9 protein-coding genes are annotated in these 15083 nt (G+C 37.6%); 1 reads left to right on the top strand and 8 read right to left on the bottom strand.

The genetic code is table 11. The features are described from left to right. The 6 genes from RFH42_RS10595 to RFH42_RS10620 form a co-directional block, all read right to left on the bottom strand. On the bottom strand, nt 1–3056 hold a 3056-nt coding region (locus tag RFH42_RS10595), incomplete at its 3' end, for an ESPR-type extended signal peptide-containing protein (RefSeq protein ID WP_308975565.1). Between the two features lie 1509 nt (nt 3057–4565). Then, nucleotides 4566–5744 carry a thiolase family protein gene (locus tag RFH42_RS10600; RefSeq protein WP_308975566.1) on the bottom strand — a complete coding sequence of 393 codons (1179 nt, stop codon included), beginning with the start codon at nt 5742–5744 and terminating at the stop codon, nt 4566–4568. Between the two features lie 80 nt (nt 5745–5824). After that, nucleotides 5825–6457, bottom strand: coding sequence for a 3-oxoacid CoA-transferase subunit B (locus RFH42_RS10605; RefSeq protein ID WP_308975567.1), 633 nt, complete (start codon nt 6455–6457; stop codon nt 5825–5827). A gap of 12 nt (nt 6458–6469) precedes the next feature. Further along, nucleotides 6470–7171 carry a CoA transferase subunit A gene (locus RFH42_RS10610; protein ID WP_308975568.1) on the bottom strand — a complete coding sequence of 234 codons (702 nt, stop codon included), beginning with the start codon at nt 7169–7171 and terminating at the stop codon, nt 6470–6472. 109 nt (nt 7172–7280) lie between these two features. Next, entirely contained in the window at nt 7281–8183 is a 903-nt protein-coding gene (locus RFH42_RS10615) for a LysR family transcriptional regulator (protein ID WP_308975667.1), read from the bottom strand. Nucleotides 8184–8322: 139 nt separating this feature from the next. Then, nucleotides 8323–9378: a 3-deoxy-7-phosphoheptulonate synthase gene (locus RFH42_RS10620; RefSeq protein ID WP_308975569.1), complete on the bottom strand. Its 1056-nt coding sequence runs from the start codon at nt 9376–9378 to the stop codon at nt 8323–8325. A gap of 714 nt (nt 9379–10092) precedes the next feature. Between RFH42_RS10620 and RFH42_RS10625 the strand changes: the two genes are divergently transcribed. Continuing rightward, on the top strand, nt 10093–11700 hold the full coding sequence (locus RFH42_RS10625; RefSeq protein WP_308975570.1) for an ATP-binding cassette domain-containing protein: 1608 nt from the start codon (nt 10093–10095) through the stop codon (nt 11698–11700). Between the two features lie 207 nt (nt 11701–11907). Here RFH42_RS10625 and tkt read toward each other — a convergent pair whose 3' ends face one another. Both tkt and RFH42_RS10635 read right to left on the bottom strand, forming a co-directional pair. Then, nucleotides 11908–13896, bottom strand: coding sequence for a transketolase (gene tkt / locus RFH42_RS10630; protein ID WP_308975571.1), 1989 nt, complete (start codon nt 13894–13896; stop codon nt 11908–11910). 202 nt (nt 13897–14098) lie between these two features. Continuing rightward, nucleotides 14099–14980 carry a LysR family transcriptional regulator gene (locus RFH42_RS10635; RefSeq protein WP_308975572.1) on the bottom strand — a complete coding sequence of 294 codons (882 nt, stop codon included), beginning with the start codon at nt 14978–14980 and terminating at the stop codon, nt 14099–14101. Nucleotides 14981–15083 lie beyond the last annotated feature (103 nt).

Raw genomic sequence — 15083 nt, forward strand, 5'->3', positions numbered from 1 at the left:
GTTGCAAAATCGCCAGCTTTAAGATCAACATTACTTAAACCAGTAATATCATTGCTGTTTTTGTCGATTGTTACACCGCCAACAGTAACTTTGTCAAAATCAACTTCTGTAGCTGTTTTTACTGTATAGATATCATGGCCATCAAGTCCTTGCGACTTGGTCACGTTGATATTTTTACCTTCAACAACTTCAGTTTTTGACGCAGCAGAAGCTTTGTTCAATTGATTCAAGTTAACAGCATCTGTACCTTTTTCACCATCAGCAACATTACTAATAACTTTACTGCCAGCATTAATACCGCCAGCTGTAATGCTTGGACCATTCTTAATGGTTAAACCAGCATTATTAATTACTGTATCACCAACAGTTACAGACTCAAGACCTGTAAGATTCTTAGACAAATCTACTTTTACATTATTACCAGATTTGCTAACTTTAATATTACTATCAGTGTTTGCAAAATCTACAACATCACCAGGTTTGACTTGAGTTTGATCTGCACCATTTGCAGTTAAATTCCAACCTTTATTGGCAGTATCATTAACAGATTTAATTGCGTCATGAATATTATTTTTTTGAGTATCACCAATGTTTGTCATCGTCAGTGAACCATCATTGTTCACTGTAGCGTTGCCACCCAAAATAGTCTTGGTTGAATTGACAGCATTACCTAATACTTTATTGGTCGCATGTAGTTGGCTACCATTAATTGCATCGGTACTGTCTGCAGAAATTTTACCTGACGCAACATTTTTAAGTTGACGTTCTGCACCTTTAGAACCGAATGAAACTTGGTCACCCGCATTTTTTGCTGCACCAGCAAACCCACCAAATTTAAGACCTGCGAGTTCTGCTTCAATTTCAGATGTCGCGTCACTCTCAGTTGTAGCATGAGAGCCGATTGCCACAGCATTCTGTTTAGTAACTTTTGAACCATTACCAATTGCAGTACCATTACTTTGAGTAATTGTCGCACCATAACCTAATGCGGTAGATTCTTTGGCATTAGCTTCAATCGTAGTATTTGAACCTAGGGCTAAACTCTTTTCAGCACCATCCAGTACAGTAGCCTTACGTCCAATTGCTACAGTATCAGATGTCGTGTTACCAATTTTTGCTGCAACACCAATCGCAACACCACCATCTGAATTTCCAGAATTTGATAATGCACCAATTGCAACTGAACCGTTGTTAATATCAGTGCCTGCTTGATCTGCAACAGCACCTGTACCTAGGGCCACACTATGTGCATATGCAACAGAATCATTACCAATTGCAACGCCACCTAAGTCTTCACCACTATTGGCCATAGCATTACGTCCAATTGCAATGCCATCATTTACAGATTTAGCAACCTCACCAATTGCAACACCACCAGTGATTACAGCATCAGGATCAGATAAGCCACGAGTAACTTCAGCACCTTTACCTACTGCAACTGCATTTTCTAACTGTGCCTTAGCATCAATACCTGCAGCAAGTGCACCTGATTTGGTTGCACCATCATTATTATAGTTGCCTTGTGCAGTGCCATTATCGTTTACACTATAATATTTAGTTTTAGCAGCAGTTAAAGCATCACCAACATTGTTATACGTTTTATTATCAATAGTATAAGTAGGCGCAGTAACTTTACCTGTCGCTTGATCAAATTTAGCACCACCACCCAAATGATTAGCAACATCACCACCAGTTTGATCAGTGATAAGTTTGTGCTTTTTCAACTGGGAAACGTTCACACCATCAGTATCTAGAGAACCTGCAGCTACATTTTGTAAACGACGTTCATTATCTTTTGTACCAAAAGAAACTGAGCCTGCTGCTTTTGCTCCAGCAACATTTTCTTCATAAAGAAAAGCTGTTGAAGTGTATTCATTTGTTTTTGAGTTTTCACCAATAGCAATACTGTTTGTATGGTTAACTTCAGCACCAGTACCTAAAGCTACACTATTCGCAAAATTAGCTTTTGCATTCACACCTACAGCAATAGAATTCTTTTCTTTTGCCAAAGATAGACCACCAACGGCTAAAGCATTTTCACCCAATGCTTTTGATTCACCACCCATGGCAAATGCATTTTTACCAGCTGCTTGTGAGCTAGAACCCATTGCATAAGCGTTTTCACCCTTAGCTTCAGATTTTGCACCCATAGCAAAAGAGTTATTTGCAGAAGCCTGTGCCTCACGCCCCAATGCAAAAGAGTCACTACCAGTTGCAGCAGATTGATAACCCATCGCAGTAGAGTCTGTGCCTGTAGCTTTTGCATGTGCACCTACCGCCAATGCATTGTCTTTTTCAGCTTTAGCTGCAGCACCAATTGCAATGGAATCTTTACCAGTAGAAAGCGTTTGATCTTTAGTTTGATAATCAGTGCCTTGCTGATTAGGGTCTGTGCTGGTCGCACTATCAATATCAGCAGAACCAATAGAAATCGATCGATTTCCCGTAGCTGTTGCAGAGTGACCAACCGCCAAAGAGCCCTTGCCTGTCGCAGCAGAAACGTTACCAATCGCTTGTGCATAGTCAGCTGTCGCAGCTGATTGACGGCCTATCGCCAAAGCAGTATTACCTGTTGACAGTGCAGCAACACCGATAGCAACAGATGCTGTATTAGCTGCATTTGCATATGCGCCTAGAGCTGTTGCTAAACCTTGGCTCCCAGTCGCATTAGCTTTTGCACCTGTACCTACTGCAGTGTTCCCTGCAGTACCATCAGCCCAGCGCGTACTTACCGATGAAGTGGATTTATTATATGGATTTTTTCGATCATAAATATAATGATCACCACCAGCCTTTGAATCACAACCAATTGCAATACTTTGGCTACCATCTGCTGTAGCAACAGCATTATTTTCGCACTTATTTCCAGCCAAGGTAGTTCCATTACCCGCTGCAAAAGCATCAGCAGAAAAAGTAATAGTTGCACCTAAAAGCACACCCGCTGCGGACATTACTTTTACAGATTTTGATGATTTTCCTTTTGCTGTAGCTAATTCAGATACAGCAACCCATACTCCCGTCGAAGCATTCCAGATGACTCTATAAACTTTATTCATACCGAACCTTTTTAGTGACGTATATCTCTTTTAGTAACCTTTAAGAGATGTCTTATACAAAGTATTCGTATTATATGTATGTTTTAAATTTAATCTATGTTTAATACATAGTTTTAATATCAATTTACACACAACTGATCATTTTTTAATCTATTAGTTATATTTATAAAACTAAATCCAATTTTTATATAGATAATATTTATAAGCTGCATATTTACCAACCATTAACAAAAAAAATAATTACACAGAATATTTAATAGTCACAAAATAGAAATAAAAAAAATAATAAATATTACAATATTTTATATTTTTTTAGTTTAATATCAATTAGTTATAAAAATACCACTAAATATAGTATGGGTTGTTATTTGCTCATTTATTTGATTTATTAACTTACACTAAATAATAAATTAAGATTAACTTAAGTATTGTCAATATTATTATAACTCCATGTTCATCCTTTAATTCTTATGTCATAATTTATAATAGTTATAAAATAACCATTTTGTTAATTTTATATTAATAATTATTTTAATAATTTCAAAAAAAACCCTAAAAATAAAATACTTAATTAAGATTTATCCCATACAAAATTGCTTATAAAATATGCAATTCACCCCCTAAAATGCCAAAAAATAGTCAAATATGAATAGCAATATCAACAAATAACACCAAACAAATCACACATTTTTGCATGTGCAATTCATTAGCTAAATTAAAGTGATATATTTCACATTTACATGAAAATTCACAAAATAAAACCCATGTATAGAAATCGATTTTTCCACAAAAAGCTATGAAATCAGATAGTAATTTTTAGTAGTAGCCCAGTTGATGTCTTTTTTTACTTTTGGTTTTTAACAATATTTAGCCCGTTACAATGTGAACCACTCTCGTTAAATCTAAGGCATAAAACCCACAATACACTCACTGTCACTTAAGCTTAGAATCCTATTTTTAGGACACAAATAATAATCACACTCATAAAGCAATAAATTATAGCTTTACTGCTAGATGATGAAATTAATCACTGGCTCGAAAAAGCCATGCTTGATGACAAGCATGGCTTACTCACAGACAATCAAATCAATGACTACTTAAGGCGTTAGGCTAAATCATCATGGCCAAGCCAATGATGAGAAGAACACTGCTATATTGAACAACCTAAATAACATCACTTATCTAATGGATTTTGGATCGAAACTGATCATTACAATATGAAAGGTGAGTTGATAAGCATGTATCTATTTATAGCTAATGATGCCAAGAAGATGCTAAGAAAAACACTTCAGCTCAAGTAGGTAAAACCTGAGAACTATGTCTGAGCTTAGGACATACTGAATATTTTCTTCTAATAATTTCCATATGTTATTTCATTACGTTTCTAATTTCTTTTATCTAATTTATTTCTGCTGCATAAAAAATCAGCCCAAATAATCCTGAGATTCTTTGGGCTGAAATAACAATCTTACTAATTTTCAATCAATACATCACAGTAAAATCAATTGACTATTCACATAGCTCTATGGCAATTGCAGTTGCCTCACCACCACCGATGCATAAGGATGCTACGCCTCTTTTCTTGTTAGTACGTTTAAGTGCATGAATTAACGTAAGTATGATTCTAGAACCCGATGATCCCAATGGATGACCAAGTGCACAGGCACCACCATGTATATTCACTGTCTCTGGATCGAGATGAAATGCATCTATCGCTAACATTGTAACCATAGCAAATGCTTCGTTAATTTCCCAAAGATCAACGTCAGATACAGACCAAGCTGCTTTATCTAATACTTTTTTAATTGCTCCCACAGGTGCTAATGTAAACTCCGATGGATGCTGTGAATGTGTACTATAAGCAATAATTTTCGCCAATGGCTTCAATTTTTTTGATTTCACAACATCTTCAGACGCTATAACAAATGCCGAAGCACCATCTGAGATTGAACTAGAATTTGCAGCGGTTACAGTACCATCTTGAGCAAAAGCGGGTTTCAATAGAGGAATTTTATCAATGTTAGCATTAAATGGCTGTTCATCTTGATCAACCAATACTGTGCCTTTCCGACTTTTTACTTCAACTGCGATGATTTCATCTTTAAAAAAGCCTTGTTCTACTGCATGCTGAGCACGTTTAAGTGAACGAATCGCAAACTGATCCATATCTTCACGTGTATAGCCTTTATCATTGGCTGTACCTTGGGCAAAGGTTCCCATTGAACGTCTCGTTTCAGCATCCTCTAGACCATCCATAAACATATGGTCCTTGATTTCACCATGCCCCATACGATAGCCAGAACGAGCTTTCTCTAAAAGATAAGGCGAGTTACTCATTGACTCCATTCCACCAGCGATTGCAATATCTATGCTTTCCGCACGAATCGCATCACTAGCCTGCATAACCGCTTTCATTCCAGAACCACAGATTTTGTTAATCGTAGTCGCACCAACTTCATCGGGAATATTCGCTAAACGCATTGCTTGGCGAGCAGGTCCTTGTTTTAATCCAGCTGGGAGTACACACCCCAAAATGACTTCCTGTATGTCTTTGGGCTGTAATCCTGATCGCTGTACTGCAGCTTGAATCGTTACTGCACTCAGCGCTGGTGCACTCAAACCGGAGAGAGATCCTTGAAATCCACCCATTGCAGTACGGGCACCATCAACAATATAAACTGCTTTCATTCCTTTCACCTTATCCAATTTTGACTATTCATGTATTGCTATGCACTGTAATTTTAGGCCTATTACAGTGCATTATACATTTAGGCTGCTAGTAACTTCACACCAGTGACAGCTTGAACAGATTCAAGATCTACACCCTCTGCCAATTCAACGACCGCCACACCTTGCGCTGTAATATCAAATACGCCAAGATCACTAATAATACGCTGTACAACTGCACGTCCAGTCAGTGGTAAAGCACACTGTGGTAGAATTTTTGCTTGACCATCTTTAGTACAGTGTTCCATCAGCACAACAACTTTTTGTACCCCAGAGACCAAATCCATAGCTCCACCCATACCCTTAACTTTTTTACCTGGAATCATCCAATTCGCAAGATCACCTTGCTCTGAAACTTCCATAGCACCTAAAATGGCAAGGTTAACGTGTCCACCACGAATCATCGCAAAAGATTCTGAACTAGAAAAAAATGATCCACCTTTTTTCACAGTCACTGTTTGCTTCCCAGCATTGATTAAATCAGCATCAACCGTTTCCTCTGTAGGAAATTCACCTATACCCAATAATCCATTCTCAGAATGCAACCAAACATTCATACCTTCTGGAATATAGTTTGCAACTAAAGTAGGCAAGCCAATCCCCAAATTAACATAGTAACCATCTTGTAATTCTTGAGCTGCACGCTGTGCCATTTGTTGTTTCGTCCAAGCCATGATCTTTCTTCCTTAAGCTTCCGTACGTAAAGTTTTTTGTTCAATTCGTTTTTCAGGATGTGCATTGAGCACAATACGATTTACAAAAATACCTGGCAAATGAATGTCATCTGGCTCTAGTTCACCAATTTCGACAATTTCTTCAACTTCCACAATGGTCATCTTTCCAGCCATTGCACATTCAGGATTAAAATTTCGCGCTGTTTTTCTAAAAATCAAGTTACCTGCTTTATCTGCTTTATATGCTTTAATCAAAGCGACATCAGCAACAATAGATTCTTCTAAAATATAATGCTTTCCTGAAAATTCGCGACTTTCTTTATTATCCGCAATTTGAGTTCCATAACCTGTAGCAGTATAAAACGCTGGAATACCAGCACCTCCTGCGCGTAATTTCTCTGCAAGTGTACCCTGAGGAGTTAATTCAACTTCTAATTCACCAGATAAAAATTGACGCTCAAATTCTTTATTTTCACCTACATATGAGGCAATCATTTTTTTAATTTGTTTCGTTTCAAGTAATAAACCTAAGCCTACTCCATCAATACCGGCATTATTACTCACACAAGTTAATTGGGAGACACCACTTTGCTTGAGTGCCTCAATTAATGCTTCTGGAATACCACACAAACCAAAACCACCAACTGCAATTGTTTGTTGATCGAACACAATATCTTGTAAAGCAAGCTGTGCTGAAGAAAAAACCTTATTCATAACCCTGTTTCCATACTGATTTATTTTTGTTTTAACATGCTCAGCATAGAATGGGAAATTGAATGTATTTAATGATTAATGAGTTTTATTAATATATGTAAAAAACCACTCAAAAGCCTGGCGCCAATTGTGCTATTGCACTCTGCGCAAAGCATTCAATGAATTGAGCAGAAATTTTGGATACCTCAAAGTTCTTTTTATAGATAATACCGACTGGTTTTTGTAATGGTTCACCACTGATTTCAACAATCACTGTACGTTCACGATCAATATGATGTTGGAAATGACGAGGGATAACCGTTACACCAGCACCTTCTGCAACAAAATTACATACAGATGAAATCTGATGGCACTCTAATTGCACATCTAAAGATAATTGTTTTGATTGGCAAAACTCATCAATTAAATAACGTACAATTGAGGGACGCTGCAAAGTAACAAATCGGTTGAAACAAAGTTCAGACCAAGAAATACTTTTACAATTTGCCATTAGATGAGATTTATGCAACAAAGCCACAAAATCTTCATTAAACAAAGGCATAAACTCAAGTTGATCTTTAAACTCAGGCTCAAAACTAATTCCCAACTCAAAGATGCCATCTTTGACTAATTCAATCACGGACTCATTGGTTATATCGTGAATCGAAAAACTAATATTGGGATGTAAGGATAAAAATTTATGAATAATTTCTGGTAAAACAGCGTGTGTAATATAAGGCATCGAAGCTAGCGTCAAACTACCTCTATTAAACTTAAATCGTTGTTTTAAATCATGTTCCATTTCTTCCCAGTTAGCCATCAGACGTCTAGCATAAGGAATAAGTGACTTTCCTTCCTCAGTTAACTCAACCCGACGCGTGTTACGTTTAAATAATTTCCCACCTAACTCTTCTTCTAATGCTTTAATCGTCAAGCTGAGTGCAGACTGACTAATAAACAGCTCTGTTGCTGCATTGGCGTAGTTGAGTGTCCTCGCCAAAATCAAAAAACTTTTAATCTGTTTTAGCGTCATCACATTCAACCCCTTAATCTTTAGGCCAATATTATAACCGGAGCTGTTGAAATTGCTTTACTTTTAACAAAAATGACCTCAAATTTCACTGTCAATTTGAGGTCATAAATGAATGAAACAACATAAAAATTATATCTATTTAGGCACTTATTTTCTTAAACTGGGCAGACTGTAAAGATGCAGCAATCTCCGACATTAATGTCTCAGTTTTAGACCACCCCAAGCACCCATCAGTTACAGACTGGCCATAACACATCTCTGCTGAAATTTTCTGTTGCCCATCTACCAAGTGACTTTCCAGCATTACACCACGAACCATGGTCAAATGACGCTCTGCCACGATTTGTTTTAATACTTCAGGTTGGCGTTGAGGATCTTTACCACTATTTCCATGGCTACAATCAATGACTAAAGCAGGGAATTGTTGTGGATGCGCAGCTTGCATTTGCAAAATATTTTGTACATCAAAATTGGTGCCACGGTTACTTCCACGTAAAATTAAATGTGGATAAGGATTCCCCTGACTACGAAGTAGATCTGGAAAACCTTGCTGATTCATTCCTAAAAATTGATGAGAATACTGAGCAGATTGAATGGCATCTAGTGCAATCTGAATTGAGCCATCCGTACCATTTTTAAAGCCAATGCTATACGGCATCAAACTCGAAATTTCACGATGGATTTGTGATTCACTGGTTCTCGCTCCGATTGCTCCCCAAGCCAAGAGATCATCAAAATATGCTGTTGCCATAGGGTTTAAGATCTCACTTGCAATAGGTAATCCCATAGCAATGATATCAAGAAACAGTTGACGTGAGCGTTGTAATCCTAATGCTAAATCTGAAGAACCATCTAAATGAGGATCATAAAGAAATCCTTTCCATCCTACAGTTGTTCGTGGCTTTTCTATATATGTTCGCATCACAAAAAAAATCTGCGAAGACAATTGTTGTTGTAACTTGTGTAAGCGTTCAGCATATTCTAATGTTGCATGAACATCATGTACTGAACATGGGCCAATAATGACCAATAGACGAGAGTCTCGCCCAGAAAGAATATCTTCTATTGTTTGACGATGCTGAGCAATCTGTTGCATCAAAGATGAACTAAGTGGCAGTTGCTTTTTTAATTGGTGTGGCAAACTCAAATTTGCTTCTGTAGATGTGTGCGTCAGTGCTGTGTTTATTGCGTTCATTGGTCTTTCCTTGGACTGCTCTGCTACAGTCCGATCATTTATTTGAGCTGTTGAAGCGTGCTATTAATAGAGTTAAGTTTCTTTAAGTTAAACCAATAAAAGTTACTAAAATAAGAAGCAAAAAAAGCGTAATTAAAAGTCATGACAAATATCTCCAAAAATAAATATTAACAGAATGAGATTAAACCCAAATACCACACATAAAAAAACCTGACCGGGGTTGCCGATCAGGTATAAAACTAGATGGGCAACTTATTTTTATTGCCCATATCTATCTAGGCAATGTTTAATATTGCCAAAAATAAAATACTGTTGTGGTGTTCTTCATCTGGGTTAACATGAGGTTTAAAACCAATCATCTGTTTGCTAATGCATTTAACAATACGCTGTGTTTTTAACTTTGACAAGCCCTTTTTTTTAAAAATTTAATTATTTACAAACAATTGACCTTGTTCAAACTTCAAGCTAAGCTGTGCCAATAAATTATCCATCTTTGAGTATATGCCAATGAAGTAAGTCATTTTTATCATCAGTTCAATTTCTTTTTTTGTTTTGATGTACAAAATAGACTTTCTATATGGCAGCTTCCTTATTTTCTCTGATTTTCAGACTTATTTTAGCTCCTTCTAAAAGATATTTTTGACTTAAAGTCAAATATCCCAAGTAAAAGATTACTACGATTGCACTATTTTGTACTCTACTTTGGAGTACGGTATGACTCATTCTATTTGTCTAATTCAACAATTTAGCTTAGAGCTGCAGGATCACCTATTATTCGATCAGCTTAACTTTCAACTTCCTACTCATCAGTTTAGTGCTTTAATTGGTGCAAATGGTCAAGGCAAGTCCCTTTTACTCAATGCATTACATAACTTGGAGCTGCTAAAAACACCAAATGATCATCATGTCCATGGTCAAGTTATATGGTCTACTCCTCATGCTCACCTTGCACAGCTTAATCGAATGAACGAACATCACCATACTATTGCAGATGCTCTAGAAATCAGTGAATTGGTCATTTGTTTTAATCGTATTGAGCAAGGTCTAGCTAACGAACAAGACTATGAACAAGTAGAGGCGCTTTGGCACCTTCCACAACAATGGCAACAGATGCTTGAACAAGCTAATCTACCTGCAGACCTAAATTTCAAAATAAATCTATTGAGTGAAGGTCAAAAAACCAAGCTAGCACTGTGCCGCTTGTTTCAACTTAAAGATCATTACTTACTGTTAGATGAACCGAGCAATCACCTAGATCAGCATAGCCGCCAATGGCTGATTAAAAATATTCAACAACATCCGATGGGCTGTCTTGTGGTGAGTCATGATCGAGAATTACTCAATCATGCAGAACAACTTTATGTATTAAATAGTTTTGGTATACAACAATACAGTTGTAGTTATCAACAATATCAACAGCAACATATTTTAGAAGTAGCAGCATTACAGCGCAGAGTTCAACAAGATAAGCGGGATGTAAAACAACTGAAAAAACAGCAGCACGAAACACGTATGAAAGCGGAGAAACGTCAAAATAATGCACAGAAAACCCGACAAAACACATCACAAGCTAAGATCTTACTTGACTATCAAAAGGATCAAGCCCAACAATCTCGTTCACATCTACACCGACAATTAGACCGTAAAATGCAGGGCATGGAACAGCATTTATCCCAAACCCAGCAACAACTAGAACATATTAAACCACAGCGTTTTGTCTTAAGTTACCACCCACCCAAAATCCAACAAGGTGAAATACTCCGATGTAATCAAGTGCAATTACAACATCTGAAAACGCAACCTATTCATTTTTCTTTGAATGCTACAGAAAAATTACATTTACGTGCTGCCAATGGTTTAGGTAAATCAAGTTTACTTAAAACCATTGATCAGCGCCTAACGCCCAAAGAAGGCGAAATATTTGTTGCTGGAAAAACCCTTTATTTAGATCAAAATTTTAGTTTTTTAAACCCACAACTTACTGCTGTGGAAAATTTGATGCAACTCAATACTGAACTTTTAGAGGTCGATTGGCGTCGTTTATTAGGACAACTCGGTTTAAGACGTGAAAAAACACTCATCCCAATTTCTATGATCAGTGGCGGTGAACAACTTAAAGTTGCTCTCACCGCTATCAGTCAACTGAGTGAGCATGTTGATCTATTATTACTGGATGAACCTGAAAATCATTTAGACATTGAATCTCGTCAACTCCTTGCACAAGCAATTGCAGCATTCCCTGCTGCGGTAATTTTAGTATCACATGATCAGACTTTTGTGGCCGATTGTAATATAGAACGTGGCTATGATATTTGTAGTTAGTTTATTTTGAGCAAAAAAAACGAGTGACATAGGTCACTCGTTCTATCTATACAACAAACAGTACGGCGCTGATCTTGTGCATGAGTTCAATCAAAAGCTACGCTTAATAGCAATATATTCAAGCAACTAATCAGCTATGTAATAGGTTGAGATAGCGAAGCCTCAACCTATCACAATACAACAAAACACCTTTCAACTAATAACAAATTAAGCTGTGAGTTGTTTAACTGCATTTACAACAGCATCTACAGTAATGCCAAAATGTTGGTACAAGTCTTTTGCTGGTGCAGATTCACCAAAACTTGTCATACCAATTACTTTGCCATCTAAGCCAACAAATTTCCACCAATAATCAGCATGAGCAGCTTCAACAGCAACACGCGCGCGAATATGGCTTGGTAATACAGCTTCACGGTAAGCAGCATCTTGTTGCATAAATACTTCAGCACATGGCATAGACACAACACGCACACCCTCAAGCTGTGCGTAAGCATCCATAGCAAGACCAACTTCAGAACCTGTCGCAATGATAATTGCTTTAAGTTCGCCTTTGGCTTCTGCCAATACATAAGCACCTTTTGCTGCATTTTCAATTTGAACAGCATCACGTGTTTGGAATGGCAAGTTTTGACGAGAGAAAATTAAAGCACTAGGGCCATCTTTACGTTCTAGAGCAGATTTCCATGCAATAGCAGTCTCTACTGTATCCGCAGGACGCCATGTATTTAAGTTTGGAGTACCACGTAATGAAGCGATTTGCTCGATTGGCTGATGCGTTGGACCATCTTCACCAAGACCAATAGAATCATGAGTATAAACATGAATCACACGTTGTTTCATTAATGCTGACATACGTACTGCATTACGAGCATATTCCATAAACATAAGGAATGTTGCAACGTAAGGAATGAAGCCACCATGTAGTGCAACACCATTCGCCATCGCAGTCATACCAAACTCACGTACACCGTAATGTACATAGTTTCCTGCTGGGTTTTGCTCAACACTTTCACAACCTTTCCATAAGGTTAAGTTTGAACCGGCCAAGTCAGCAGAACCACCTAAGATTTCACTCAATAATGGACCAAAGGCTTGTAAAGTATTTTGGCTTGCTTTACGCGTAGCAATTGTTTCTGCTTTTGCGTTTGTTTCAGCAATGAATGCATTTGCTTTTTCTGCAAAATCGGCTGGTAAATCACCATTCAAACGACGAAGCAATTCAGCTGCTTCAGTTGGATACTGTGTTTGGTATTGTGCAAATACTTGATCCCAAGCAGTTTCTGATTGAGCACCTTTTTCTTTTGCATCCCAAGCAGCGTATACATCTGCCGGAATTTCAAATGCAGCATCAGTCCAACCCAAAGCTTCACGAGTTAAAGCAATTTCATCATTACCTAACGGCGCACCATGACAATCTTCTTTACCTTGTTTGTTTGGAGAACCTAATCCAATAACAGTCTTACAGATAATCATTGAAGGTTTTTGGGTTTCAGCTTGAGCAGCCAAGGTTGCTTGACGAATTGCATCTGCATCATGACCATCGACACGCAATACTTGCCAACCATAAGCTTCAAAACGTTTCTCTGTATCATCAGAGAACCAACCTTCAACTTCACCATCAATTGAAATGCCATTATCATCGTAATATGCAATCAATTTACCTAGACCTAAAGTGCCAGCTAAAGAGCAAACTTCGTGTGAAATACCTTCCATTAAACAGCCATCGCCCAAGAAGCAATAAGTGTAATGGTCTACAACTTTAAGGTCTGCTTTGTTAAATTGTGCAGCAAGTGTTTTTTCTGCTAAAGCAAATCCAACTGCATTAGCAATACCTTGACCTAACGGGCCAGTTGTTGTTTCTACACCTGGTGCATAACCATACTCAGGATGACCTGGAGTCTTAGAGTGCAACTGACGGAATTGTTTCAAATCTTCAATACTGAGGTCATAACCTGTTAAATGCAATAACGCGTATTGCAACATTGAACCATGGCCATTTGACAATACAAAACGGTCACGGTTTGCCCACTGTGGGTTCGTTGGATTATGATTGAGGAATTCACGCCAAACCACATCGGCAATATCTGCCATCCCCATTGGTGCACCAGGATGTCCTGAATTTGCTTTTTGCACAGCATCCATAGCCAATACACGAATTGCGTTTGCAACACGACGTTGTTGAAGCGGGGTTGTCATAGATAATCGTCCGATACTTAGAAAAGAAGAAATGAGCTGTGTTTTACACAGTCGCTATTGTCTTAAAAAAAACTGATGGGGTAAAGGCTTAAGCGCATAATTCTACAAAGATATGTCAAAACGATTAAAAATAAAACAATTTACTTGTTTTTAATACGCGTTGTTGTTCGCTTTTCAATTCATTTAGATACTTCCCAGTGCATTAAACTTTTTCTGAGATTTGTTGTTTGAACCACGTTAAAAAATGCTTGACTCGTGACGACAATAGTTTGCTATGCGGATAAAGTAAATTAATAGGAATAAGATCTTGCTGGTCATCTGGAAACAATTCAATTAATTGACCTATTTCCAACTCCTCAGCGACTTGATAATGATAGAACTGTGCAACACCAACGCCATCTAAACATGCTTGTTTAGCTACCCCAATCTGGTTGGTCATCAACGTTGCTTGAACCTCAATAAAACTTACCTTCTCCTGCTGGTTAAATTTCCACCTTTTACCCATGTCATTAAATACAATACATCTACAGGTTGCCAAATCTGCTGGCTGCTCAACTAAATTTTTTCTAAGAAATTTAGGAGATGCACAGCGAACTAATTTTGTTGTGGCGATGGGTGTTGCCACACATGTTGAATCAGGTAATGCTCCAATTCTAATGGCGAGATCATAACTCTCCTCCATTAAATCAACATTTCGGTCATTTAAAACCAAGTGAATAGACATATCTTCATATTCATTCAAGTAAGCGGCCACCAAAGGTGCAACAATTTTTTGACCAAAAGTCATTGGAGCTGTAATTTTTAATAATCCTGCGGGCTGCTGTACTTTTGCCTCGAATATATTGGTCATCACATCCATTTCATTCAATATATGTTTGGCCCAACCATAATACTCATTGCCCTCAATAGTGACAGAAATAGTCCGAGTATTACGATTAATTAAACGAATGCCCAATTGCTTTTCCAATGCGGCAAGCGCTCGTACAACTGATGTTGTTGAACAATCTAATTTTTCTGCTGCAGCTGTTAGACTTCCTTGTTCAATAATATTGACAAAGACAGTCATAGCTTTTAATTGATCCATTCTTCTCGCACATTAATACAGTTAACGCATAAGTCTTATGCTAAATTTGATCTTCATCTCTATATATCACCCTCCTATACTCTGTTCGAACAGGTCAGAAATA

Origin of the sequence: Acinetobacter rudis, from assembly GCF_031157835.1 — a bacterium.
In the GTDB taxonomy this organism is placed as follows: Bacteria; Pseudomonadota; Gammaproteobacteria; order Pseudomonadales; family Moraxellaceae; genus Acinetobacter; species Acinetobacter rudis_A.